Annotated in this window: 19 protein-coding genes and 1 other annotated feature (1 of these 20 cut by a window edge); of the genes, 18 read left to right on the top strand and 1 reads right to left on the bottom strand. The window is 40.6% G+C overall.

What is annotated here, in order from left to right; translation table 11 throughout:
• Positions 1 to 179: a binding site (T-box leader), on the top strand (it extends 66 nt beyond the left edge of the window).
• Between the two features lie 74 nt (positions 180 to 253).
• The 14 genes from ileS (at position 254) to pyrE (ending at position 16,776) form a co-directional block, all read left to right on the top strand.
• Positions 254 to 3,025, top strand: coding sequence for an isoleucine--tRNA ligase (ileS, locus tag ACWM35_RS02140; protein WP_454815020.1), 2,772 nt, complete (start codon positions 254 to 256; stop codon positions 3,023 to 3,025).
• A 141-nt stretch (positions 3,026 to 3,166) separates the two neighbouring features.
• Positions 3,167 to 3,463, top strand: coding sequence for a hypothetical protein (locus ACWM35_RS02135; RefSeq protein WP_454815018.1), 297 nt, complete (start codon positions 3,167 to 3,169; stop codon positions 3,461 to 3,463).
• Between the two features lie 79 nt (positions 3,464 to 3,542).
• Positions 3,543 to 4,034, top strand: a complete 492-nt coding sequence (lspA, locus tag ACWM35_RS02130) for a signal peptidase II (protein ID WP_454815016.1) — start codon at positions 3,543 to 3,545, stop codon at positions 4,032 to 4,034.
• Positions 4,006 to 4,917: an RluA family pseudouridine synthase gene (locus ACWM35_RS02125; protein ID WP_454815014.1), complete on the top strand. Its 912-nt coding sequence runs from the start codon at positions 4,006 to 4,008 to the stop codon at positions 4,915 to 4,917. Before lspA ends, ACWM35_RS02125 begins: the two co-directional genes overlap by 29 nt.
• A gap of 182 nt (positions 4,918 to 5,099) precedes the next feature.
• Positions 5,100 to 5,642: a bifunctional pyr operon transcriptional regulator/uracil phosphoribosyltransferase PyrR gene (pyrR, locus tag ACWM35_RS02120; protein ID WP_454815012.1), complete on the top strand. Its 543-nt coding sequence runs from the start codon at positions 5,100 to 5,102 to the stop codon at positions 5,640 to 5,642.
• 177 nt (positions 5,643 to 5,819) lie between these two features.
• On the top strand, positions 5,820 to 7,121 hold the full coding sequence (locus ACWM35_RS02115; RefSeq protein WP_454815812.1) for a solute carrier family 23 protein: 1,302 nt from the start codon (positions 5,820 to 5,822) through the stop codon (positions 7,119 to 7,121).
• A 151-nt stretch (positions 7,122 to 7,272) separates the two neighbouring features.
• The gene (locus ACWM35_RS02110; RefSeq protein WP_454815010.1) at positions 7,273 to 8,217 is read left to right on the top strand and encodes an aspartate carbamoyltransferase catalytic subunit; all 945 of its coding nucleotides are present in this window, start codon (positions 7,273 to 7,275) and stop codon (positions 8,215 to 8,217) included.
• The gene (locus tag ACWM35_RS02105) at positions 8,177 to 9,463 is read left to right on the top strand and encodes a dihydroorotase (protein ID WP_454815009.1); all 1,287 of its coding nucleotides are present in this window, start codon (positions 8,177 to 8,179) and stop codon (positions 9,461 to 9,463) included. The genes ACWM35_RS02110 and ACWM35_RS02105 overlap by 41 nt, the downstream gene beginning before the upstream one ends.
• Entirely contained in the window at positions 9,460 to 10,563 is a 1,104-nt protein-coding gene (locus tag ACWM35_RS02100; protein ID WP_454815007.1) for a carbamoyl phosphate synthase small subunit, read from the top strand. Before ACWM35_RS02105 ends, ACWM35_RS02100 begins: the two co-directional genes overlap by 4 nt.
• Positions 10,542 to 13,748, top strand: a complete 3,207-nt coding sequence (carB, locus tag ACWM35_RS02095; RefSeq protein WP_454815005.1) for a carbamoyl-phosphate synthase large subunit — start codon at positions 10,542 to 10,544, stop codon at positions 13,746 to 13,748. Before ACWM35_RS02100 ends, carB begins: the two co-directional genes overlap by 22 nt.
• The gene (locus tag ACWM35_RS02090) at positions 13,745 to 14,518 is read left to right on the top strand and encodes a dihydroorotate dehydrogenase electron transfer subunit (protein ID WP_454815003.1); all 774 of its coding nucleotides are present in this window, start codon (positions 13,745 to 13,747) and stop codon (positions 14,516 to 14,518) included. The genes carB and ACWM35_RS02090 overlap by 4 nt, the downstream gene beginning before the upstream one ends.
• Positions 14,515 to 15,456, top strand: a complete 942-nt coding sequence (locus ACWM35_RS02085) for a dihydroorotate dehydrogenase (RefSeq protein WP_454815001.1) — start codon at positions 14,515 to 14,517, stop codon at positions 15,454 to 15,456. Before ACWM35_RS02090 ends, ACWM35_RS02085 begins: the two co-directional genes overlap by 4 nt.
• Positions 15,428 to 16,141, top strand: a complete 714-nt coding sequence (gene pyrF, locus ACWM35_RS02080) for an orotidine-5'-phosphate decarboxylase (protein ID WP_454815000.1) — start codon at positions 15,428 to 15,430, stop codon at positions 16,139 to 16,141. Before ACWM35_RS02085 ends, pyrF begins: the two co-directional genes overlap by 29 nt.
• Positions 16,141 to 16,776, top strand: a complete 636-nt coding sequence (pyrE, locus tag ACWM35_RS02075) for an orotate phosphoribosyltransferase (protein ID WP_454814998.1) — start codon at positions 16,141 to 16,143, stop codon at positions 16,774 to 16,776. Before pyrF ends, pyrE begins: the two co-directional genes overlap by 1 nt.
• Before the next feature lie 29 nt (positions 16,777 to 16,805).
• Here the strand turns inward: pyrE and ACWM35_RS02070 are convergent, their stop codons facing one another.
• The gene (locus ACWM35_RS02070; RefSeq protein ID WP_454814996.1) at positions 16,806 to 18,518 is read right to left on the bottom strand and encodes an Rqc2 family fibronectin-binding protein; all 1,713 of its coding nucleotides are present in this window, start codon (positions 18,516 to 18,518) and stop codon (positions 16,806 to 16,808) included.
• Between the two features lie 171 nt (positions 18,519 to 18,689).
• Between ACWM35_RS02070 and ACWM35_RS02065 the strand changes: the two genes are divergently transcribed.
• From ACWM35_RS02065 to gmk, 4 genes are all read left to right on the top strand, one after another.
• A complete protein-coding gene (locus tag ACWM35_RS02065) occupies positions 18,690 to 21,368 on the top strand; it encodes a calcium-translocating P-type ATPase, SERCA-type (RefSeq protein ID WP_454814994.1) in 2,679 nt (892 codons plus the stop codon).
• Between the two features lie 93 nt (positions 21,369 to 21,461).
• The gene (locus ACWM35_RS02060) at positions 21,462 to 22,337 is read left to right on the top strand and encodes a YicC/YloC family endoribonuclease (RefSeq protein WP_454814992.1); all 876 of its coding nucleotides are present in this window, start codon (positions 21,462 to 21,464) and stop codon (positions 22,335 to 22,337) included.
• 60 nt (positions 22,338 to 22,397) lie between these two features.
• Positions 22,398 to 22,661, top strand: coding sequence for an extracellular matrix/biofilm regulator RemA (gene remA, locus ACWM35_RS02055; RefSeq protein WP_454814990.1), 264 nt, complete (start codon positions 22,398 to 22,400; stop codon positions 22,659 to 22,661).
• A 10-nt stretch (positions 22,662 to 22,671) separates the two neighbouring features.
• On the top strand, positions 22,672 to 23,286 hold the full coding sequence (gene gmk / locus ACWM35_RS02050; RefSeq protein ID WP_454814988.1) for a guanylate kinase: 615 nt from the start codon (positions 22,672 to 22,674) through the stop codon (positions 23,284 to 23,286).
• The last annotated feature ends 1 nt before the right edge of the window (position 23,287 follow it).

Genomic DNA, 23,287 nt, shown 5'->3' with positions numbered 1-23,287 from the left:
AGCCCGATAAAAGCGAAAAATTGGAAGATCACCCTTGAGTCCCAGGCTGAAACTCTCAGGTAGAGACGAGTAGGTTGTGGCGGGTTATTCTCGTTACGAATTTTTAAGAGGAATGTAAGTTTTGAACTTAACATTCTATCAGGGTGGTACCGCGGGAACAAAACCTTCTCGTCCCTATTTTGGGATGAGAGGGTTTTTTTATTTGGAAAAATGGCAATTCTGTTCTATAAAGAACCACAGGAGGAAGTAAAAAATGGAGTATAAAGATACGTTATTAATGCCAAAAACGGAATTTCCGATGCGTGGCAATCTTCCACAAAGAGAACCTGAACTTCAGGGAAAATGGGAAGAAATGAATATTTATCAAAAGGTACAAGAGCGGACGAAGGGCCGGCCAATGTTTGTCCTCCATGACGGACCTCCATATGCGAATGGAGATATTCATATGGGCCATGCTCTCAACAAAATTTTGAAAGATTTTATTGTCCGCTATAAATCAATGAGCGGCTTCAATGCCCCGTATGTCCCTGGCTGGGATACACACGGTCTCCCGATCGAACAGGCACTGACAAATAAGGGTGTTAAACGTAAAGAAATGACAGTTGCTGAGTTTCGACAACTGTGTACAAAATATGCTCTTGAGCAAATTGATAACCAGCGGGAACAATTTAAACGACTAGGTGTCCGCGGTGATTGGGAAAACCCATACATCACCCTTAAGCCAGAGTATGAAGCACAACAGATTAAAGTATTCGGTGAGATGGCTAAAAAAGGTTATATTTATAAGGGGCTTAAGCCTGTGTATTGGTCACCTTCGAGTGAATCTGCACTAGCGGAAGCAGAAATTGAGTATCAAGACAAACGTTCAGCATCTATCTATGTTGGCTTTAAAGTAAAAGACGGAAAAGGAGTTCTTGATACCGATACGGAAATTGTTATCTGGACGACTACTCCGTGGACGATTCCAGCTAATCTTGGTATTTCTGTCCATGCTGATTTAAACTATGCTGTAGTTGCTGTAAACGAAAAGAAATACGTAGTAGCTGAGGCTCTTTTAGAATCCTTAACAAAAGAATTTAGCTGGGAAGAAGCCGTTATTGAGAAGAAGGTTAAAGGGAGCGAGCTAGAGTATATCGTAGCGGTCCATCCTCTTTACGGTCGTGATTCATTAGTCATGCTAGGTGATCATGTTACAACCGATGCAGGAACAGGCTGTGTTCACACAGCACCTGGTCATGGTGAAGATGACTTCTATGTGGGACAAAAATATGGACTTGATGTTCTCTGTCCAGTCGACGATAAAGGTGTTATGACTAGCGAAGCACCAGGTTTTGAAGGATTATTCTATGATGCTGCTAATAAACCGATCACGACTGCACTCGAAGAGGCCGGGGCACTATTGAAGTTGGATTTCTTTACTCATTCTTATCCGCATGATTGGAGAACAAAAAAGCCTGTTATATATCGTGCTACTGCACAATGGTTTGCATCTATTAAAGATTTCCGTAATGAACTTCTTGAAGCCGTTAAAGAAACAAAGTGGGTTCCTGCTTGGGGAGAAACACGATTATTTAATATGGTACGTGACCGTGGTGACTGGTGTATTTCCCGTCAGCGTGTATGGGGAGTTCCAATCCCAGTTTTTTATGCGGAGAATGGTCAAGAAATTATTACGGATGAAACCATTGATCATGTTTCAGCGTTATTCCGAGAATTTGGATCTAATATTTGGTTTGAGCGTGAAGCGAAAGACCTTCTTCCGGAGGGCTTCACACATCCGGGCAGTCCGAATGGTTTGTTCACGAAGGAATCAGATATCATGGATGTATGGTTTGATTCGGGTTCTTCTCATCAAGCTGTTCTTCACGAGAGAGAGGATTTGGTTCGACCTGCCGACTTGTATTTAGAAGGTTCTGACCAATACCGCGGCTGGTTTAACTCTTCCTTATCAACGGGAGTTGCTGTAACAGGTAAGGCTCCATATAAAGGTGTTTTAAGCCATGGCTTTGCTCTTGATGGTGAAGGTCGTAAGATGAGTAAGTCAATCGGTAATGTCGTTGTTCCGGCAAAAGTAATGAATCAATTAGGTGCGGATATATTGCGTCTTTGGGTTGCTTCTGTTGATTATCAGGCGGATGTCCGTGTATCTGATGCAATCTTGAAGCAAGTTGCCGAGGTTTACCGAAAAATTCGTAATACTTTCCGCTTCTTATTAGGAAACTTAGCTGATTTTAATCCTGATACAGATACGGTTGCCTTTGAAAACCTGCGTGAAGTGGATCAATTCATGCTTGTAAAACTGAATAAATTGATTAAATATGTCCGCAATGCTTATGACAATTATGAATTCGCTGGCATTTACCATGCGATTAATAATTTCTGTACATTAGATTTAAGTGCTTTCTACTTAGATTTTTCCAAGGATGTTCTGTACATTGAATCTGTTAATCAACATGATCGTCGAGCGATCCAAACAGTTCTATATCAATCCTTGTTGTCATTAACAAAGCTGGTATCACCAATTCTTTCTCATACGGCTGACGAGGTCTGGAAGCACATTCCTGCTGTTTCCGAAGAAAGTGTGCAGTTAACGGATCTTCCGGAATATGAGGAGCTTGATAATGCAGTAGCATTAGAAGAGAAATGGACTGCATTTATGAATCTTCGCGATGATGTTTTAAAAGCTCTTGAAGAGGCAAGGAATGAAAAAGTTATTGGTAAATCATTGACTGCTAAAGTTACCTTGTATGTAAGTGATACAACAAAAGCTTTATTAGATTCGATCGAAGAAAACGTGCAACAGCTATTTATCATTTCTGGCTTTGAGGTTGCAGGTTCTTACGATCAAGCACCTGAAAATGCGATTAAATTAGATAGTGCAGCTATTGTAGTTACCAAAGCAGAAGGAGAAACATGTGAACGCTGCTGGGTAGTAACACCGGAAGTAGGCAAGGATTCAGAGCATCCAACACTTTGCCCGCGCTGTGCTGAAGTAGTCAAAGAAAACTATAGCCATTTGGCCTAAAGTCTAGCCCTGTGCATGAAGCGCAGGGCTTTAAAATTTTCCACCTCCGTTAATTCCTGCTGATGATGTCAAATGTTTTCCTGTGTCAAGTTGAAAGGGATGACAAACAATAAGACAAATAAGGAAACGGAGGTAACAACTATGGATGCACTGCAGGAAAAGCTGTTTTTAGAACTCCGTCAAACGCAAGAGGAAATTCTGACATCGTTAAAAAGCAAGGAAAAGAATGAGTGGATCATGACGATATTAGAAGAAGAGCTTACAGATATTAATGCAGCCATTGAGAAGCTCGAAAATGGGTGTTATGGGCAATGTGATGACTCCGGAGAACCGTTTCCAGATTATTTATTAAAAATTATGCCGACCATTAAGTCGACAAAGGATAGAGAAACGATGGAGCATTTTTACCGAAAGCCAATTAGTTCCACTTTTTTCTAAGCTTAGATTGTCGTTTCGCTGAAAATTATGCTAAAATGCTAAGGAAGTAAAGTGCTCGTGCAGATGGAGGTATTTCTTAGTGTTTTATTATTTAATTGCTTTTTTTATTATTTTGTTAGACCAAGTTACAAAATGGCTGATTGTCACAAAAATGTATCTTGGAGAAAGTATTCCTGTTATTGATAATTTTCTGTATATTACCTCCCATCGGAATAGAGGTGCTGCATGGGGAATTCTACAAGGTCAAATGTGGTTCTTTTACTTGATTACTACAATCGTCATTATTGGAATCATTTACTATATCCAAAAAGCGGCAAAAGGTAAGCTGCTTTTAGGAGTCTCACTTGCCTTCATGCTTGGTGGGGCGATTGGGAATTTTATTGATCGTGTCCTGCGAAAAGAAGTAGTTGACTTTATTCACACTTACATTTTTAGCTATAATTTCCCAGTTTTTAATATTGCGGATTCAGCTTTAGTTATAGGTGTCATTTTATTAATGCTTCAAATGCTTCGTGAAGAGAGAGAAACAAAGGAGAAATCATATGGAGAAAATGGAACACATCATTCTTGAGGAGCAAAAAGGTGACCGGATTGATAAGGTTGTTTCAACTTTAAATGAAGAATGGTCCAGAACCCAGGTCCAGCAATGGATTAAAGATGGGAATGTCCTTGTGAACGGGCAGAAGGTTAAAACAAATTATAAATGTGCTTTTAATGATCAACTTGAAATTAATATCCCAGAACCGGAAGAGTTAGATGTTATTCCAGAAGAAATGGATTTAGAGATCTACTTTGAAGATAAAGATGTAATTGTGGTTAATAAGCCGCGAGGAATGGTTGTACATCCAGCACCTGGCCATTTAACTGGCACCCTGGTAAATGGTCTTATGGCCCATTGTAAGGATTTGTCTGGGATTAACGGTGTGTTACGCCCTGGTATTGTCCATCGTATAGATAAAGACACCTCCGGTTTGTTAATGGTGGCAAAGAACGATATGGCCCATGAAAAGTTGGTTAATCAATTGGTCGAGAAAACGGTGACAAGAAAGTATAAAGCGATTGTCCATGGTGTCATTCCACATGATTTTGGCACCGTTGATGCACCGCTTGGCAGGGATACGAAAGACCGTCAAAGTATGGCAGTTGTGGATAATGGGAAGCATGCAGTGACTCATTTTCATGTACTTGAACGGTTTAAGGATTTCACCTTTGTAGAATGTCAATTAGAAACTGGAAGAACCCATCAAATTCGTGTCCATATGAAGTACATTGGCTATCCTTTAGCTGGTGATCCAAAATACGGCCCGAAAAAGACCCTTGAAATAGATGGACAAGCATTACATGCGGGTGTTCTAGGTTTTAATCATCCAAGAACAAATGAATATATAGAGTTCGAAGCACCGCTTCCTGAAGAATTCGAAAGATTGCTGACTCAACTTCAAAATAATCGTTGACAGTAATTAAATAAGTATAGTAATATAACTACAGTTGAATATGCCTTTAAATCAGTCCTGTGAGGCTGAGAAGGAAACGGTTTAGGATAGGGATAATAATACCCTTATCTGTTCATGCAAACTTGTCTACCTCTCACCTCAAGGTGAGAGGTTTTTTTATTTTTAACAAAGTAGGTGCCAGGATGAATCAAAAAGCAGAAGTTCTTGATGCACAAGCGATCCAAAGAGCATTGACAAGGATTGCCCACCAAATTATTGAGAAAAACAAAGGAATAGAAAATTGTGTTCTCGTTGGAATTCGGACTAGAGGAATATTTCTAGCAGAACGACTGGCAGCCAAAATTCAAGAAATTGAAGGAAAGCCAATCCCTGTCGGTGAAATTGATATTACCTTATATCGCGATGATTTAACAAAAAAAACAGACAATCAAGAACCGCTTGTTAAAGGCTCGGATATTCCGGTAGAAATTTCAAATAAAAAAGTTGTTTTGGTTGATGACGTATTATATACAGGTAGAACAGTAAGAGCGGGTATGGATGCTCTTATGGATCTTGGAAGACCGGCTGCTATTCAGCTTGCCGTACTCGTAGACCGCGGTCACCGAGAGCTTCCAATCCGAGCCGATTATGTCGGGAAAAACATCCCAACTTCCAGTACAGAAAAAATTGTGGTAGAACTAGCAGAAGTGGATAAAGCAGATCACGTAAGTATATTTGACAAATAAATAGCTGCCCTTTTAAAAGATAGTCCTGTGAGGCTAACAAAGGGGAAATGACTAAATGTTTATTTAATTTGGCATTTCTATACCCTCTTTGTGCCCTCCGGTTAAAGAGGGTATTTTTTTGGGAACATAAACTAGAAAAAGATAAGTGTTTCAAACATAGGAGGAGAAAATTAAATGATCAATCAACCCATTTTAGATGTAACAGATGCCCCGAAACCAGCCCAATGGTTAACACTAAGCCTGCAGCATTTATTTGCGATGTTTGGTGCCACCATTTTAGTTCCTTATCTTGTTGGTTTAAGTCCGGCAATTGCCTTAATCTCCAGTGGACTTGGAACCTTAGCGTTTCTCATCATTACGAAATGGCAGGTACCAGCTTACCTCGGCTCATCGTTTGCATTTATCGCACCAGTAATTGCGGCAAAAGCATCAGGCGGTCCTGGGGGTGCGATGATTGGATCGTTTTTGGCGGGTCTTGTATACGGAATCGTGGCACTAGTAATCAGTAAAGCAGGGCATAGATGGATTATGAATCTTTTGCCTCCAATCGTAGTTGGACCAGTAATCATTGTCATCGGTTTAGCTCTTGCAGGAACGGCTGTTGGTATGGCAATGAATAATCCAGCTGGTGAATACAGCTTGCTTCATTTCTCTGTAGCCCTGGTCACATTAGCAGCAACGATCATTTTCTCGATCTACTTAAAAGGAATCTTGAGCATCATCCCGATTTTGGCAGGGATTGTTGTGGGATATATTTACGCGTTATTAGTAGGAATTGTTGATTTTCAACCAGTTTTGGATGCCAAGTGGTTTGAAATGCCAGAATTCATCATCCCGTTTGTAAGTTATGAGGTAAAATTCACTTGGGACTTAGCCCTGTTAATGGTGCCAGTAGCCATCGTAACTTTGTCTGAACATATCGGTCACCAGCTTGTCCTAAGTAAGGTAGTAGGCAGAGATTACATTAAAAAGCCAGGATTACATCGATCAATCCTTGGTGATGGAACAGCAACCATGATTTCAGCTTTAATTGGCGGACCGCCAAAAACAACGTATGGTGAAAACATTGGGGTCCTCGCGATTACAAGAGTATACAGTGTTCACGTAGTAGCAGGAGCGGCGATATTAGCGATTATCTTCGGCTTTGTTGGAAAAATTACAGCATTAATCAGTACAATCCCAACTCCTGTTATGGGTGGTGTATCAATTCTCCTCTTCGGAATCATCGCTTCATCTGGGTTGCGTATGCTGGTTGACAGCAAGATTGATTTCGGTGACAAACGTAACCTTATTATCTCATCTGTCATCCTAGTGATTGGAATCGGTGGCGCCTTTATTAAAGTCTCCGAGCAATTTCAAATCCAAGGAATGGCCATGGCTGCGATTTGCGGATTAATCTTAAATCTTGTCTTACCTGGAAGAGAGCCGGCTAAGGATGATCTCTTTGAAGAAGTGGTCGATAGTAAGAAAACAGCATAAATCAATTAACCTTTTAAATGAAGTCCAGAGAGGCTTATAAGGGTGTACAAACTTGAACCATGTCTACATTCATGGTCTAAGTATGAATTTTTGCACCCTGATTCTTTTGGTCAGGGTGCTTTTTTAATCCAAATGGAGAGGCGGGAAATGCATGTTAAATCATTTATTGACCACGAATGAATTAAAGGTGGAAGAGATTTATCACATCTTAGAAGATGCGCAGAGGTTCGCTGATGGTAAAGAGTGGCGCCCAGAGGATCAAATGTTTTCAGCTAACTTATTCTTTGAGAATAGCACTAGAACGAAATGTAGTTTTGAAGTGGCGGAAAGAAAATTAGGTTTAGGTGTCATTCCCTTTGAAGTCCAAACTTCAAGTGTTCAAAAGGGTGAAACTCTTTACGATACCGTTAAAACTTTAGAAGCAATCGGTGTCAATGCCATAGTTATCCGTCATGGCCAAGACCGTTACTTTGATGAGTTGGTCGGAAAAGTAAATATCCCAATTATTAACGGTGGTGATGGATGTGGACATCATCCTACTCAATCACTGCTGGATCTCTTAACCATCTACCAAGAATTTGGAACCTTTACAGGATTAAAGGTCGCCATTATCGGTGATATCAGACATAGCAGAGTAGCAAGATCAAATGCAGATGCACTGACAAGACTAGGGGCTGACGTTATTTTTTCCGGGCCTGAAGAGTGGTTTGACCAACATAGTTTAAACTCTTCTAAATTTGTACCAGTTGACCAAGCAATCGAGGAAAGTGATGTTGTCATGCTGCTTCGTGTTCAGCACGAGCGCCATCAAAAGAAAGGAAGCTTTACAGCAGCACAGTATCATGATCAATTTGGTCTCACTTTAGATCGGGAAAAGAAAATGAAACCGAGGAGCATTATTATGCATCCGGCTCCAGTCAATCGCAATGTTGAAATTGCAGATGGATTAGTAGAATGTGAGCGGTCTAGAATTTTCAAACAAATGGAAAATGGTGTTTTTGTTCGAATGGCTGTGTTAAAACGGGCGATTGAAAGTTTAAAAGGAGGTTATAACCATGAAAATACTTATTCAAAACTCAAACTACAAAGCCTCTAATGGTGAGATGAAACAGGCAGACATCTTAATTGAAGACGGTATGATTACAGAAATTGATAGAAACATAGAGGCAAGCGTTGACAGAATCGTAGATGCCAAGGGATTGTTAGTGGCTCCTGGATTTATTGATTTACATATTCATCTCCGGGAACCTGGCGGGGAAAAAAAAGAAACCATTGAAACCGGTACATTGGCTGCCGCACGAGGCGGATTTACCACCGTTGCTGCAATGCCAAACACAAGACCAGTTCCAGATTCAAAGGAACAAATGGAGTGGCTGCAAAATCGAATCCAAGAAACGGCTAATGTTCGAGTGCTACCCTATGCCTCAATTACAGTAAGGCAGCTTGGGAAAGAACTAACTGACTTTGAAGCATTAAAATGTGCTGGTGCCTTTGCTTTTACGGATGACGGGGTAGGGGTACAGGAAGCAGGAATGATGCTCGCAGCGATGAGAAAAGCAAAAGAAGTAAATAAAGCGATCGTTGCTCATTGTGAGGATAATAGCTTAATTAATAAAGGTTCTGTCCATGAAGGGACTTTTTCAAAGAAGCATGAAATAAATGGAATTCCTTCCGTGTGTGAATCTGTCCAAATTGCAAGGGATGTTCTGTTAGCTGAAGCAGCTGGCTGTCATTATCATGTTTGTCATATCAGCACGAAAGAGAGTGTGCGAGTGGTAAGGGATGCGAAAAGGGCTGGAATTAAAGTAACAGCGGAAGTTACACCACATCATTTACTTTTATCAGAGGATGATATTCCTGGACTAGATACCAATTATAAAATGAATCCGCCGCTGAGAGGAGCAGCCGATCAACAAGCATTAATCGAAGGCTTGCTTGATGGAACGATTGATTTTATTGCGACTGACCATGCGCCACACACAATCGAGGAAAAAGGGGAAGGAATGTTGCTGGCACCTTTCGGTATTGTAGGATTGGAAACAGCATTCCCACTTCTTTATACCCATTTAGTACTAAAGAACATTATTACATTGGAGCAATTACTTGATTACTTAACGATTAAACCAGCTGAAACCTTTGAGTTACCATACGGAAAAATCGAAGTGGGAGCACCGGCTGACATCGTACTTTTGAATCTAAAAGCGGAACGTGAGATTAACCCAGAGGAATTTTTATCGAAAGGAAAAAATACACCTTTCACTGGCTGGAAATGTAAAGGCTGGCCGGAAATGACAATTGCAGCAGGACAAATCGCTTGGGAAAAAGGACGTGTTACTGTATGAAAGCTCAACTAATTCTTGAAGACGGTACGATTTTTGTAGGAGATGGCTTTGGCGGTCATAATGACACAATGGGTGAGGTTGTTTTTAACACAGGGATGACTGGATACCAGGAAATTCTTTCAGACCCTTCCTACTGTGGTCAGATCGTGATGTTGACCTATCCATTAATTGGTAATTATGGTATCAACCGTGATGATTTTGAGTCAATCACACCTGCTGTGAAAGGCTTCATTGTTAAAGAAGTTACGGATTTCCCTTCCAATTGGAGAAGTGAATTTACTATCGATGAATATTTTAAAATGAAAAAAATCCCTGGGATTGCAGGGATTGATACCCGTAAATTAACAAGAATTATTCGTCAATATGGAACACTAAAGGGTGCGATTTGCAGCATCGAACATGATCCAGCAGAAGTGTTAAGCAAGCTGAAGCAGACTCGCTTTTCAACTGACCAAGTCAGAAAGGTTTCAACGAAAAATGCCTATCCAAGCCCGGGACGGGGAAAACGCATTGTTGTTCTAGATTTTGGAATGAAACATGGTATCCTTCGGGAATTAAATAAACGCGGCTGTGATGTGGTCGTCGTTCCGTATCATTCAACGGCAGATGAGATTCTCCAATTGAAGCCGGATGGAGTCATGCTTACAAATGGACCTGGGGATCCAAAAGATGTACCAGAAGGAATCCACACAATCAAACAGCTTATTGGAAGAGTGCCGATTTTTGGAATTTGCCTTGGCCATCAATTATTCGCCCTTGCCAGCGGTGCAGATACTGTAAAAATGAAGTTTGGACATAGGGGCTCTAATCACCCTGTAAAAGACTTATCGACGGGGAAAGTAGCGATCACTTCACAGAACCATGGTTATACAGTGGATATGAAATCAATCGAAAATACTAGATTAGCAGTAACTCATATTGCATTAAATGATGGAACGGTTGAAGGATTGAAACACTTGGATTACCCGGCATTTACAGTCCAATATCACCCAGAAGCATCCCCGGGACCTGAAGATGCCAATAATTTATTTGACCAGTTTCTTACTATGATTGAAGCAGAAAAGCAGGAGGGATCATCATGCCTAAACGTACAGATATAAACTCCATTTTAGTGATTGGATCAGGACCTATTATCATTGGTCAGGCAGCTGAATTTGACTACGCAGGAACACAGGCTTGTATCGCGTTAAAAGAAGAAGGATACAGAGTCATTCTTGTGAACTCGAATCCAGCAACGATTATGACAGATACAGAAATAGCAGATGCAGTATATATCGAACCACTAACATTAGATTTTGTTTCTAGAATAATTCGTAAGGAACGTCCTGATGCACTAGTGCCAACACTAGGTGGTCAAACTGGATTAAACTTGGCGGTACAATTAGCGGAATCCGGTGTGCTTGAAGAGTGTGGAGTGGAAATCTTAGGTACAAAGCTGTCTGCGATCAAGAAAGCGGAAGATCGGGACTTATTTAGAACGTTGATGAATGAATTAGGCGAGCCAGTTCCTGAAAGTGAAATTATCCATCAATTAGAGGAAGCTGAAAGCTTTGTTGAAATAGTTGGTTATCCGGTTATAGTCCGTCCCGCGTATACGCTTGGCGGAACAGGCGGAGGTATCTGCCATAATCATGATGAACTAGTGGAGATCGTTACAAGCGGTTTAAAACACAGCCCTGTTAATCAGTGTTTATTAGAAAAAAGTATAGCAGGCTTTAAAGAAATTGAATATGAAGTAATGCGTGACGCAAATGACAATGCCATTGTTGTATGTAATATGGAAAACATCGATCCGGTAGGTGTTCACACAGGTGATTCTATTGTGGTTGCGCCAAGCCAAACACTTAGTGATCGCGAGTACCAGCTCCTGAGAAACGTATCATTGAAAATTATCCGTGCTTTAGGGATTGAAGGTGGATGTAATGTCCAGCTAGCTCTTGATCCGGATAGCTTCCAATACTATATTATCGAAGTAAATCCACGGGTAAGCCGCTCATCAGCACTTGCTTCCAAGGCAACAGGCTACCCGATTGCCAAACTTGCAGCGAAAATTGCTGTTGGGCTGACACTTGATGAAATGATGAATCCTGTTACAGGAAGAACGTATGCAAGCTTTGAACCTGCTCTTGATTATATCGTATCGAAGATTCCGCGCTGGCCATTTGATAAATTTGAGTCTGGTAATCGTTCGCTTGGAACGCAAATGAAAGCGACAGGAGAAGTAATGGCGATTGGCCGTACGTTTGAAGAATCATTATTAAAGGCTATTCGCTCTTTGGAAGCAAATGTCTATCATTTTGAATTAAATGGGGCAGAAGAAATCGATGATGAATTGTTAGAAAAGCGGATCCGTAAAGCGGGTGACGAGCGCCTCTTCTATATTGCAGAGGGCTTTAAGCGCGGTATTACCATCGAAACAATCCACGAATGGAGCAAAATTGATTTATTCTTCCTTAAAAAGATGGAAGGAATCATAGAACTTGAGAGAAAGCTGGCAGACAGCCCATTAGATCCTGTAATTCTTAAAGAAGCGAAACAAAAAGGCTTTACAGATAAAAAAGTTGCGGAACTCTGGAATATGACAGAAAGTGAATTATATCAATTCCGTAAGCAAAACCAAATAATTCCCGTATATAAAATGGTTGATACATGTGCTGCCGAATTCGAATCGGAAACACCATACTTCTATGGCACATACGAAGAAGAAAATGAGAGCATCGTTACAACTAAGGAAAGTGTCATTGTTTTAGGATCAGGGCCAATCCGAATCGGCCAAGGAATTGAATTTGACTATGCAACCGTGCATTCCGTAAAAGCGATAAAAGAAGCAGGCTATGAAGCGATCATTATTAATAGTAATCCTGAAACGGTTTCTACTGATTTCAGTATCTCAGACAAACTTTATTTTGAGCCGCTAACGATAGAAGATGTCATGCATATCATCGATTTGGAAAAACCATTAGGCGTGGTCGTTCAATTCGGCGGTCAAACAGCGATTAATCTGGCTGCAAAACTTGAGGCCAATGGTGTGAAGATTCTTGGAACTAGCCTAGAGGATCTTGATCGTGCGGAAGATCGGGATAAATTTGAAATGACATTAAAACAGTTAGGTATTCCGATGCCGCTTGGAAGAACGGCATTATCTGTTGATGAAGCCGTTCAAATTGCAAATGAGATTGGCTACCCGGTGTTAATTCGTCCTTCCTATGTATTAGGAGGCCGGGCAATGGAGATTGTGCACCAGGCAGAAGATTTGCTTAGGTATATGGAGAATGCTGTGCGCGTAAATCCAGACCATCCAGTCCTGATTGACCGTTACCTAACAGGAAAAGAAATAGAAGTTGATGCGATTAGTGATGGAGAAACAGTCTTAATCCCAGGAATAATGGAGCATATCGAACGTGCAGGAGTTCACTCCGGTGATTCGATTGCTGTATACCCACCGCAGACTTTATCAATGGAAATTAAACAGCAACTAGTAGATTATACAAAAGAGCTTGCACTAGGACTAAATATTGTTGGGTTGTTAAATATCCAGTATGTTATCTCTAATAATCAAGTATACGTTTTAGAAGTAAATCCAAGATCAAGCCGAACAGTGCCATTCTTAAGTAAAATTACGAATGTGCCGATGGCGAAAATTGCAACAAAAGCAATCTTAGGGGTTTCGATCCCTGATCAAGGCTATGCAGCTGGACTTGTGCCTGAAAAGGAAGGAGTATTTGTAAAAGTACCAGTCTTTTCGTTTGCTAAGCTGAGAAGTGTCGACATCACACTTGGACCTGAAATGAAGTCGACTGGCGAGGTTATGGGCAAAGATACAACATTAGAGAAAGCCTTATATAAAGGATTAATTGCCTCTGGTATGAATATTCAGCCATTTGGAACTGTCCTGTTCACGGTAGCGGATAAGGACAAGGAAGAGTCACTTAAGCTAGCAAAACGTTTTGCGGCAATTGGTTACCGTTTAATGGCGACAAGTGGAACAGCTGCGATGATGGAATCAGCTAATCTACCAGTAAAAGTTGTTGGGAAAATCGGTTCTGAAGGAACCACCTTACTCGATGTTATCCATCGTGGAGAAGTACAGTTCATTGTCAATACAATGACAAAAGGGAAGCAAATAGAAAGTGACGGCTTTAGAATCCGCCGTGAGGCCGTTGAGAATGGTGTCCCTTGCTTAACATCCCTAGATACGACAGAAGCAATCCTGAAAGTAATTGAATCGATGAATTTTTCAACTGAAGCGCTGGTACCAGATACAAAGGAGGCTGTGTTTGCATGATCAAAAAAGAAATATGCAAAATTACCAGCCAAAAAGAAATCGCTGAAAATATTTTCGAGTTATCTGTGAAAGCAGATTTCGTTGAAGATATTCAGCAACCTGGACAATTTGTTCATATTCGGGTCTCAAATCATTGGGACCCGGTTTTACGAAGACCGATTAGTATTTCTTCGTATGATAAAGAAAACCATGAATTTACCATGATTTATCGCAGGGATGGCAAGGGTACATCAATGCTTGCGGAAAAAATAGCGAGTATGGAGCTTGATATTCTTGGACCGCTTGGAAATGGATTTCGTGTTGAAGAAGCAAGTGAGGGTGAAACGGCCTTGCTTGTCGGTGGTGGGATTGGTGTTCCACCTTTATATGAACTATCGAAACAGTTGAAAGCAAAAGGTGTTAAAGTGATCCATATTCTAGGCTTCCAAACATCCTCTGCGGTGTTTTATGAACGTGAATTTTTAGAACTGGGTGAAACCTATATAACAACTGTTGATGGGACGCATGGGCATAAAGGTTATGTTACAGATGTTATGAAACACTTGTCTTTTGACATGATTTTTTCTTGCGGTCCAACGCCAATGTTAAAAGCCATTGAAGAAGGATATCCAAATCACAAAGTATTTTTATCCCTGGAAGAGAGAATGGGTTGTGGAGTTGGTGCTTGCTTTGCCTGTGTTTGTAAGCGTAAAGACGATCCAGAAGGAATTTCTTATAAAAAAGTTTGCACGGATGGTCCAGTATTCCAAGCAGGGGAGGTTATTATATGAGCCGGTTAAAGATTGAAATCCCGGGATTAAGCTTGAAGAATCCAATTATGCCAGCATCGGGATGCTTCGGTTTCGGGAAGGAATACAGCCAATTTTATGATTTGAGTCTTCTTGGCGCGATTATGATTAAAGCAACAACAGTTGAGCCAAGATTCGGTAATCCAACACCACGTGTAGCTGAAACTTCCGCTGGAATGTTAAATGCTATTGGTTTACAAAACCCAGGTCTTAAAAAAGTGGTGAGTGAAGAGTTGCCATGGCTGGCTGGATATGATGTTCCGATTATCGCAAATGTAGCGGGTTCGTCAGAAGAGGATTATGTTGTAGTGGCAAAAGAAATTTCAAAACAGCCCAATGTGCATGCATTGGAATTAAATATCTCTTGCCCAAATGTTAAAACTGGTGGAATTGCCTTTGGTACGATTCCGGAAGTGGCTAAAAATTTGACACGTAAGGTAAAAGAAGTTTCAGAGGTACCGGTTTATGTAAAACTCTCTCCTAATGTTACGAATATAGTAGAGATGGCTAAGGCTGTAGAAGCTGGTGGAGCAGACGGGCTGACAATGATTAACACACTCGTTGGGATGCGACTCGATCTAAAAACTGGTAAGCCAATTCTCGCCAATGGTACTGGTGGTTTATCGGGTCCTGCAGTTAAGCCTGTTGCAATTCGAATGATTTATGAAGTAAGTCAGAATGTTAATATTCCGATTATCGGGATGGGTGGAATTCAATCGGCTGAGGATGTAATTGAATTCTTTTACGCTGGTGCAAGCGCAGTAGCAGTCGGTACAGCAAATTTTGTTGATCCGTTCATCTGTCCAAGTATTATTGATGGATTACCCTCGTTGATGGACAAATTAGGCTATGACCATATTAGTGAATGTACGGGAAGGAGCTGGAAGAAAAATGAAAAAATCACTCATCATCGCGCTTGATTTTGCCAACGGGAACGAAGTAGAAAAATTTCTAGCCCCTTTTGATGAAGAAAAGCTTTTTGTAAAAGTAGGGATGGAGCTTTTTTACCAGGAAGGCCCATCTATTGTCACAAAATTGAAGGATAGAGGACATCAAATTTTCCTAGACCTAAAACTTCATGATATTCCTAACACCGTGAAAAGTGCGATGATTAGGCTCGCTGGTCTTCAGTGTGATCTTGTCAATGTCCATGCAGCTGGAGGAAAAGAGATGATGATGGCTGCCCTTGAAGGTTTAGAAGCAGGGACGACTGCGGGGCAAAGGCGCCCAAACTGTATCGCAGTCACACAATTAACAAGTACATCGGAAGCACAAATGCAAAATGATCAGCTTATCCCAGTTTCATTGACGGATTCGGTTTTGCATTACGCTGGACTGACAAAGGAAGCTGGTCTTGATGGAGTCGTTTGTTCTGCTTGGGAAGCCTCAGCGATACGCGATCTTACAAGTGATTCGTTTTTAACGGTAACGCCTGGAATCCGGATGGAAACGGATGCTGTTGGTGATCAAAAACGTGTAGCTACACCACAATTTGCTCAAAGTGCAGGTGTAAGTGCGATCGTGGTAGGACGCTCCATTACAAGATCGGCTGACCCTGTTAAAAGTTATCAACAATGGATAAAGACATGGAAGGGAGATATTTAATGAAACACACAATTGCAGAAAGATTATTAGACATCAATGCGGTAGCATTAAAACCCAATAATCCATTTACTTGGACCTCCGGACTTCGTTCCCCGATTTATTGTGATAATCGCTTAACATTATCCTTTCCTACTGTTAGAAGAGAGATTGCCGTAGGGCTGCAAAAATTAATTCTAGAAAACTATCCAAATGCAGAAGTCATCGCAGGGACTGCAACTGCTGGTATTCCCCATGCTGCATGGGTCAGCGAACGGATGGACCTGCCAATGTGCTATGTCCGCTCGAAAGCCAAAGGGCATGGAAAAGGTAATCAGATTGAAGGTAAGGTAGAAGAAGGTCAAAAAGTGGTCGTTGTTGAAGACTTAATATCGACTGGCGGCAGTGTCATTACGGCTGTTCAAGCATTACGAGATGCAGGTTGTGAAGTACTTGGCGTCGTATCCATATTTACATACGGCCTTGAAAAAGGGAAAATGGCCTTTTTACAGGAAGAAATTAACAGTGAATCACTGACTGATTTTGCTGCATTGGTTGAAGTAGCGATTGAAAAAGGTTCGATTAGTCAAAATGATGAAGAAAGCTTAATGTCATGGAGCAAAGATCCGGCTGAATGGAGTAACCGATATAATAATTAATGAAAAAGCCCCGGAAATCCGGGGCCATTTCAATTTTTTTTCAATTTAAGAACGATTTCTTCATCCGGTGTAACGTAAACCGTTTGCTGATTGTCATAAATCACGAATCCTGGCTTTGCACCACTTGGCTTCTTAACAAAACGGACTCTAGTGTAGTCAACTGGCACAGAGCTTGAATTTCGAGCTTTGCTGTAATAAGCTGCTAAACTCGCTGCCTCATGTATCGTCATATCTGATGGCTCTTTACTTCGAATCACAACATGTGAACCAGGTATGTCCTTCGTATGAAGCCAAATTTCATCCCTAGCCGCAAGCTTATTCGTTAAATAATCATTTTGTTTGTTATTTTTTCCAACGATAATTTCCACACCATCGGAAGATTGATAATGGTCAAGGACTGGCTTCGCGTTATTTATTTTTTTGCTATTTCGTTTTTGACGATCGCGAATATAACCGCCTTCGACGAGCTCCTCACGAATTTCCTGAATATCCTTCGGTGAGGCTGTATGAATCTGCTGTTGTAAATTTTCAAAGTAATCCGCTTCAGCCCGAGCTATTTGTATTTGTTCTTCAACAATGGTTAATGCATTTTTAGCTTTTTGGTATCGTGCAAAATATTTTTGTGCATTTTCTGCGGGATTCCTACGCGGATCAAGTGTAATCACAATGGTAGCACCTAATTCATCATAATAATCAAGGACCTCGATCTCTGTCATACCCTTTTTGGCTGCATAAAGGTTTGCCGTTAACAGTTCACCGTAGCGTTGGAATTGCTCTGCTCTCGCTGCTTCCTTTAATGTCACTTGTAATTTTTCAATCTTCTTTTCGTTTTTTTCCTTTTCATTGATAATCAACCGCTCAATATCATTACCCTGCTGTTTTACCCGGTCACGTTCTGCCTTGCCAAAATAATAACGGTCGAGCATTACGCTTAAGTTCTCAAAGGTTTTAGCATGTCCTTTTAAATGCTCAAGAGGAAATAAATAGAAGAATTCTTTGCCATCAGCATCGATGATGGAAGGGGTAATATCACCTCTTCCAACTCTTTTCATTAGTGAAATAAATGTACTCGGTAATGTTGTTCGATTGGCTAAACCGCTTTGAAAAATAACTTCTTTTGCAAATAATGGTGATGTTCCAGAAAATTGTTCGACAAGTTGGCGGTCTAGTTTTCCACTATTGAAATCAACCTTTCGTAAAACATCCTCTTCCGTTGCTAAAAATGGATTGGCTTTGTTTTGCTCTGGAGGTGCGACGTAAGGCTGTCCTGGGAGCACAGCTCTGTGACTGTTAATGGCAAAGGAAACATGCTTAATACTATCAAGAATCATGTTTCTCGTTTTATCGACTAAGACAATATTACTGTGTCTGCCCATTATTTCAATGATCAATTGTTTATAGCTAATATCACCGATTTCATTTCGGCCTTTGATCTCAAAAATAATCATCCGATCATTATCAACTTGATAGATATCTTCTAAAATATATCCTTCAATATGCTTACGGAGGAGCATACAGAACATTGGCGGTTCACTTGGATTATCGTATGCTTCGTTTGTCAGCTGAACCCTTGCGTAACTTGGATGGGCTGACAAAAGCAGCTTTTGATTTGCTCCGTTTGCTCGAATCGTTAAGATTACCTCATTTTTATATGGCTGATGGACTTTATTAATTCTTCCGCCCTTTAAGGAACGTGAAAGTTCATCGGCCATTGCTTTTGTAAATAAACCATCAAATGACATGGAAAACATCCTTTACTTCTTCAATATAAAATAATTATATCCTACAAAATAAAATTCTGTCTCATTTTACCTTAAACCTTCCTCGAATATCCTAGCATTTTTTTGGACGAGTCTGAATAAACATTCTTTAGAGCTAGTCTGAATGATAAAAGGGGGAAGTGAGATGGTCGGATGAAATTCCATGAGATGGAGATCAAACAGGTAGAAAAGGTTCTAGATACCGACTTTTCATCAGGGTTATCACCGGATGCTGTTAAAAAGCGGATAGCCCAGCACGGGTATAATGAATTGGAAGAAGGAGAAAAGCAATCGGCTTTACTCTTATTTTTTAGTCAATTTAAGGATTTTATGGTTTTGGTACTACTTGCGGCTACACTGATATCTGGTCTCCTTGGTGAGTATATTGATGCGATTGCGATTATCGCCATCGTTATTATTAATGGTTTTCTTGGATTCTTCCAGGAACGGAAAGCAGAAAAATCCCTTCAGGCACTAAAGGAATTATCAGCCCCGCAAGTATCGGTCCTTCGGGATGGTCAGTGGTTGAAAGTTCCATCAAAAGAAATAGTTCCTGGGGATATTATTAAATTTTCAAGTGGCGATCGGATTGGTGCAGATGTCCGAGTCATAGAATCACGGAGCTTAGAAATTGAGGAATCCGCTCTAACGGGTGAATCTGTCCCCGTTTCAAAGCATACAGACAGCTTAAAAACAGTGAATCCTGGTATTGGAGATATGGAGAACATTGCCTTCATGGGGACAATGATTACGAGGGGAAGCGGGGTAGGTGTTGTCATCGGCACAGGGATGAAAACGGCAATGGGGCAAATTGCTGATTTGCTGCAAAAGGCGGAAACACAGGATACCCCATTGCAGCGGCGCTTAGAGCAATTAGGGAAAATATTAATTACCGTTGCTTTATTTTTAACCGTTCTTGTTGTCGCGATAGGGGTTATTCAAGGACATGAGCTGTATACGATGTTTTTAGCAGGGGTTTCACTGGCAGTAGCGGCGATTCCTGAAGGCCTCCCAGCTATTGTTACGGTTGCCTTATCCCTCGGCGTTCAAAAGATGATAAAACGAAATGCGATTGTTCGAAAACTTCCTGCAGTAGAAACGCTAGGCTGTGCTTCCGTCATTTGTTCAGATAAAACGGGTACGATGACACAAAATAAAATGACCGTTACCCATCTGTGGAGCGGTGGAAATACGTGGACTGTTGATGGAGTAGGCTACCAGCCGCAGGGGGGATTTTACCGCAACAAAACACGTGTTCACCCAAAAGATGAAAAGGCATTACAGCAAATGCTCATTTTTGGAATGATTTGTAACCATTCAGAATTGGTCATGAAAGACGATGACTATTACCTAGATGGTGATCCAACAGAAGGCGCGCTCCTTGTAAGTGCTATGAAAGCAGGTTTTCAACGCTCAGACCTGTTAGCTGAATTTACGATTCTTAAAGAATTCCCATTTGATTCAGCAAGAAAAATGATGAGTATGCATGTAAAGGACAAACAAGGAAGACACTTTATCGTGACAAAGGGAGCACCCGATGTCATTTTAGGTAAATGTGAATCGATTCTATGGGGAAGCAGGTCACAATTTCTTGGAACAGAGATGCAAAATGGCGTCCAGGATGCCATAAATAATCTAGCCTCAAAGGCGCTAAGAACGATTGCAATTGCTTTTAAACCTGTGCAGGCAAATACAATCATTTTAAGTGAACAAGAAGCGGAGAAAAATCTAACCTTCATTGGTGTCCAAGGTATGATTGACCCACCAAGGCCAGAGGTAAAGGCAGCCGTAAAAGAATGTAATGCAGCCGGGATTAAAACGGTGATGATTACCGGTGATCATGTTATTACCGCAAAAGCAATAGCCGCTGAACTAGGAATATTGACGCGGAAAAGTAAAATCCTTGATGGGAATGCTTTATCGGGGATGTCGGTGGATGAACTTGAAGAAGTGGTGGAGGATGTCTCTGTTTTTGCCAGGGTTTCACCAGAGCATAAACTTAAAATAGTAAATGCATTACAAAATAGAGGTCATATTGTTGCGATGACAGGTGACGGTGTAAACGATGCTCCTGCGATAAAAGCGGCAGATATTGGTGTGGCAATGGGAATTACCGGTACAGATGTAGCGAAAGAGGCATCTGCACTTGTATTATTGGATGATAATTTTGCCACAATCAAAGCAGCTATTGAAGAGGGCAGGAACATATATGAAAATATTCGTAAATTTGTCCGTTATTTACTTGCTTCCAATGTTGGAGAAATCTTAGTGATGTTGTTCGCGATGTTATTGGGGTTACCATTGCCCCTCGTTCCGATTCAAATCCTGTGGGTGAATCTTGTTACAGACGGGCTCCCGGCAATGGCACTTGGGCTAGACCGCCCTGAAGAGGATGTGATGAAGCGGAAGCCGCGTAGTCCAAATGAAGGCGTGTTTGCTCGAGGGTTAGGCTGGAAGGTGATCTCTCGTGGTTTTCTCATTGGGGTTGTAACCTTGCTGGCATTTATGATTATTTATGATAAAAATGCTGATAATCTGCAGTACGCACAGACCATTGCCTTTGCTACATTGGTTATGGCACAGTTAATCCATGTTTTTGATTGCCGCAGTGAAAAATCTGTCTTATCAAGAAATCCATTTGGGAATCCCTACTTAGTATGGTCGGTTATCTCGTCACTCGCATTAATGCTTGTTGTGATTTACTACCCGCCATTACAGCCGATATTCCATACTCTGCCAATTTTATTCAGTGATTGGCTGTTAATTCTAGGTCTTTCATCTGTTCCAACTTTTTTACTAGCTGGATCATTTTTGTTAAGAAAAACAAAATAAAGTATGTTATAATCCAAAAGGTAGTAGAGAACAAACTCTATTACCTTTTGTTAGTTGGACCGATCACTGAATCGTAGATTGGAAGTGCAAATGATGGTTATTAGTATGACGGGCTTTGGAAGAAGTAAATTAGAATCTGCCGCTTTTTCTGTAAATGTCGAAGTAAAAACGGTCAACCATCGTTTTTGTGAGATCAATATTCGGATGCCTAGACAATTATTAAAGATTGAAGATAAAATGAAGAAAAAATTGAATCAACAGCTTAGGCGTGGCAGAGTGGAAGTATATGTGACAATTGACGGGGAAGGGGCAGTATCTCGTAAAGTCCTTGTTGATTGGAAATTGATTGATGAATATTACAAATTTATCAATCAAGCTCGTGAGAAATATGGTATTGATACAAAAATAACCCTTCATGATTTACTTAACCGCAATGAACTTATACATATTGAAGAAAATGAAGTTGGCAATGAAGAGCTTGAGAATCTAGTTTTATCTGCCACGGAAGAAGCGGTTCTGCAGTTAAAACAGATGAGGATAGCTGAGGGAGATGAGTTAAAAAAAGATTTACTCACCTCCTTATCACAGCTGGATTCAATCATCATGGATCTGAAGGAACTTGCTCCACTAGTGGTTACCGCTTATAAAGAGCGATTAACGAAGAGAATGCAAGAATTTATTCAAGGACAAATCGATGAAACAAGAATTGTAACAGAAGTGGCTGTTTTTGCAGACAAAGTAGATATTAATGAAGAATTGACGAGGCTGTTAAGTCATATTCAGCAGTTTATGAAAACTTTAAATGAAAATGAACCAATTGGCAGAAAGCTTGATTTCCTTGTTCAAGAAATGAATAGAGAAGCGAATACGATTGGGTCAAAAGCAAATGATTCGAAGATTGCCAAAAAGGTTGTCGACATTAAAAGTTTACTTGAGAAGCTGAAAGAACAAGTTCAAAATATTGAATAGCAGTTGTTTAGAAAATGTTTGACTCGGTCAAAATATATTATTAATGATTGGATGATAGTCATGTCGATTAAGTTGATTAATATAGGATTTGGAAATATCGTATCTGCCAATCGGATTATTTCCATCGTTAGCCCTGAATCTGCTCCTATAAAAAGGATTATCCAAGATGCTCGAGATCGGGGATCATTAATTGATGCTACATACGGAAGACGGACACGTGCAGTTATCGTTATGGATAGTGACCATGTGATTCTTTCGGCTGTACAGCCTGAAACAGTTGCCCATCGTTTAGTGGACCGTGATGAAATTATTGATGAAGGGTAGGATTTTTTAGATGCAAGAAAAAGGATTGCTAATAGTTCTTTCTGGCCCATCAGGTGTTGGAAAGGGGACGGTGAGAAAGGAAATTTTTTCTCATCCTGATACTGCGTTTGAATATTCGATTTCCATGACAACCCGTTCTCCTCGTCCTGGTGAAGTGGACGGGGTTGATTATTTTTTTAAGACAAGGGAACAGTTTGAAGAATTAATCGAACAAGACAAATTATTAGAGTATGCTGAATTTGTTGGTAATTATTATGGAACACCCGTTGATTATGTTCGAGAAACTCTGGATGCTGGAAAAGATGTTTTTTTAGAAATTGAAGTAAAAGGTGCACGTCAGGTACGTGAAAAGTTCCCAGACGGGCTGTTTATCTTCTTAATGCCTCCAAGCCTCTCTGAATTAAAGAATCGGATTGTGACAAGGGGTACAGAAACGGAAGAGTTAATAAACAACCGCCTGTTATCGGCCCGTGAAGAAATTGAAATGATGGAATTATACGACTATGTCGTCGAAAATGACCAAGTTGAGTTGGCGTGTGAACGAGTGAAAGCGATCGTTGTCGCGGAACATTGCCGAAGAGAACGAGTAGAACATCGTTATAAAAAATTGCTGGAGGTAGAATAGA

The sequence above is a fragment of the Neobacillus sp. K501 genome (genome assembly GCF_053749995.1).
Note: the sequence above shows the minus strand (reverse complement) of the source record. Positions and strands in the feature narration are given on the sequence as shown.

Bases quoted from the DNA above. Each gene is read 5' to 3' on its own strand.
- pyrF (WP_454815000.1), top strand. From the start codon at position 15,428: ATGAAAAAATCACTCATCATCGCGCTTGATTTTGCCAACGGGAACGAA.
- ACWM35_RS02070 (WP_454814996.1), bottom strand. From the start codon at position 18,518: ATGTCATTTGATGGTTTATTTACAAAAGCAATGGCCGATGAACTTTCA.
- ACWM35_RS02085 (WP_454815001.1), top strand. From the start codon at position 14,515: ATGAGCCGGTTAAAGATTGAAATCCCGGGATTAAGCTTGAAGAATCCA.
- ACWM35_RS02125 (WP_454815014.1), top strand. From the start codon at position 4,006: ATGGAGAAAATGGAACACATCATTCTTGAGGAGCAAAAAGGTGACCGG.
- remA (WP_454814990.1), top strand. From the start codon at position 22,398: ATGTCGATTAAGTTGATTAATATAGGATTTGGAAATATCGTATCTGCC.
- ACWM35_RS02100 (WP_454815007.1), top strand. From the start codon at position 9,460: ATGAAAGCTCAACTAATTCTTGAAGACGGTACGATTTTTGTAGGAGAT.
- ACWM35_RS02110 (WP_454815010.1), top strand. From the start codon at position 7,273: ATGTTAAATCATTTATTGACCACGAATGAATTAAAGGTGGAAGAGATT.
- ACWM35_RS02060 (WP_454814992.1), top strand. From the start codon at position 21,462: ATGGTTATTAGTATGACGGGCTTTGGAAGAAGTAAATTAGAATCTGCC.
- ileS (WP_454815020.1), top strand. From the start codon at position 254: ATGGAGTATAAAGATACGTTATTAATGCCAAAAACGGAATTTCCGATG.
- ACWM35_RS02105 (WP_454815009.1), top strand. From the start codon at position 8,177: ATGAAAATACTTATTCAAAACTCAAACTACAAAGCCTCTAATGGTGAG.
- gmk (WP_454814988.1), top strand. From the start codon at position 22,672: ATGCAAGAAAAAGGATTGCTAATAGTTCTTTCTGGCCCATCAGGTGTT.
- pyrR (WP_454815012.1), top strand. From the start codon at position 5,100: ATGAATCAAAAAGCAGAAGTTCTTGATGCACAAGCGATCCAAAGAGCA.
- ACWM35_RS02090 (WP_454815003.1), top strand. From the start codon at position 13,745: ATGATCAAAAAAGAAATATGCAAAATTACCAGCCAAAAAGAAATCGCT.
- pyrE (WP_454814998.1), top strand. From the start codon at position 16,141: ATGAAACACACAATTGCAGAAAGATTATTAGACATCAATGCGGTAGCA.
- ACWM35_RS02135 (WP_454815018.1), top strand. From the start codon at position 3,167: ATGGATGCACTGCAGGAAAAGCTGTTTTTAGAACTCCGTCAAACGCAA.
- ACWM35_RS02065 (WP_454814994.1), top strand. From the start codon at position 18,690: ATGAAATTCCATGAGATGGAGATCAAACAGGTAGAAAAGGTTCTAGAT.
- carB (WP_454815005.1), top strand. From the start codon at position 10,542: ATGCCTAAACGTACAGATATAAACTCCATTTTAGTGATTGGATCAGGA.